The sequence below is a fragment of the Nonomuraea sp. NPDC049784 genome, from assembly GCF_040659615.1.
GTDB lineage: Bacteria > Actinomycetota > Actinomycetes > Streptosporangiales > Streptosporangiaceae > Nonomuraea.
In genome coordinates this window covers 1-1,380 of the sequence record NZ_JBFAMX010001208.1, presented here as the reverse complement: position 1 = coordinate 1,380, position 1,380 = coordinate 1, and the positions used below count along the sequence as shown (strand labels likewise).

The window sequence follows — 1,380 nt, the reverse complement described above, 5'->3', positions numbered from 1 at the left end:
GCGGCCCGCCAGCCGCGCCAGCCGTCCCGCCGCCACTGCCCCTCTCATGGCCGCCGCCATGAGGTTGGGCCGCTGCGCCCTCGTGACCGCCGTGGCCAGCAGCACGGCGTCGCAGCCCAGCTCCATCGCCAGCGCGGCGTCGCTGGCCGTGCCGATGCCCGCGTCGAGCACCACCGGCACCGAGGCGGCCTCGACGATCAGCTCGATGTTGTGCGGGTTGCGGATGCCGAGGCCCGAGCCGATCGGCGCGCCCAGCGGCATCACGGCCGCGCACCCCGCCTGTTCCAGCCTGCGCGCCAGCGCCGGATCGTCCCCGATGTACGGCAGCACCACGAACCCGTCGGCCACCAACCGCTCCGCCGCGTCGAACGTCTCGATCGGATCGGGCAGCAGCGTCCGCTCGTCGGCGATGACCTCCAGCTTGACCCAGTTCGTGCCGAGCGCCTCCCTGGCCAGCCGCGCCGTCAGCACGGCCTCGCCCGCGGTGAAGCAGCCCGCCGTGTTGGGCAGCACCTTGATGTCCCGCTTGCGCAGCACGTCGAGGACCGAGCCGCGGGAGCTCGGGTCGAGCCGCCGCATGGCCACCGTGGTCAGCTCGGTGCCCGACGCGGCCAGCGCCTGGTCGAGCACTTCCAGCGAGGGCGCGCCGCCGGTCCCCATGATGAGCCGGGAAGCGAACTTCTCCCCGGCGATGATCAGATCATCCACCTTGCACCGCCGTCAGAACCTCCACCCGGTCACGGTCGCCGAGCGCCGTCGTCTCCCACGAGCTCCGCGTGACCACCTCGTCGTTCACGGCCACGGCCACTCCGGTGGTGGCCGAGGTCAATGTGCGTACGGCCTGCGCCACGGTCGTGCCGTCGGCCACCTCGTGCGCGGCCCCGTTGATCGTCACAATCATGAAATTTCCCGAAACCTTCCAGGCGCGCACAGCGCCGCCAGCTCGCCCTCTCGGCCCAGCAGGATGTCCGCCGTCAGCGGGGCCAGCAGCACGCCGCCCCGGTGGTGCCCGGTGGCCAGCGCGAGCCCCGGCGTGCCGCTCGGGCCGATCACCGGCAGGTTGTCCGGAGTGCCCGGCCGCAGCCCGGCGACCACGTCGGCGACCTCCAGCTCGGTGACGCCCGGCACCAGCTCCCTGGCGTCCCGCAGCAGCTCGTAGAGCCCGCCCGCGGTCACCCGGGTGTCGAACCCCATCTCCTCCTGGGTCGCCCCCACCACCAGCTCGCCGTCGCCCCGGGGAACGAGGTAGACCGGCGTGCCGTGCACGGTGCCGCGTACGCAGCGGGCGCGTCGTGGCCGAACTGCTCGGCCCCGAGAAATGACCGCTACCTCGCCCCCGGATACGACTCCAGGCAATGCCATCCGAATCCGGTCCCTGAC

The 1,380-nt window shown here is 72.9% G+C and carries 3 protein-coding genes; all 3 read right to left on the bottom strand.

The annotated features are described in order from the left end of the window. On the bottom strand, positions 1–660 hold a 660-nt coding region (locus tag AB0J09_RS64775), incomplete at its 3' end, for a thiazole synthase (RefSeq protein ID WP_360714439.1). A 40-nt stretch (positions 661–700) separates the two neighbouring features. Next, a complete protein-coding gene (gene thiS / locus AB0J09_RS64770) occupies positions 701–901 on the bottom strand; it encodes a sulfur carrier protein ThiS (RefSeq protein ID WP_360714437.1) in 201 nt (66 codons plus the stop codon). After that, the coding region (locus AB0J09_RS64765; protein WP_360714435.1) for an FAD-dependent oxidoreductase at positions 898–1,380 on the bottom strand (483 nt) is incomplete at its 5' end. The genes AB0J09_RS64765 and thiS, both read right to left, overlap by 4 nt.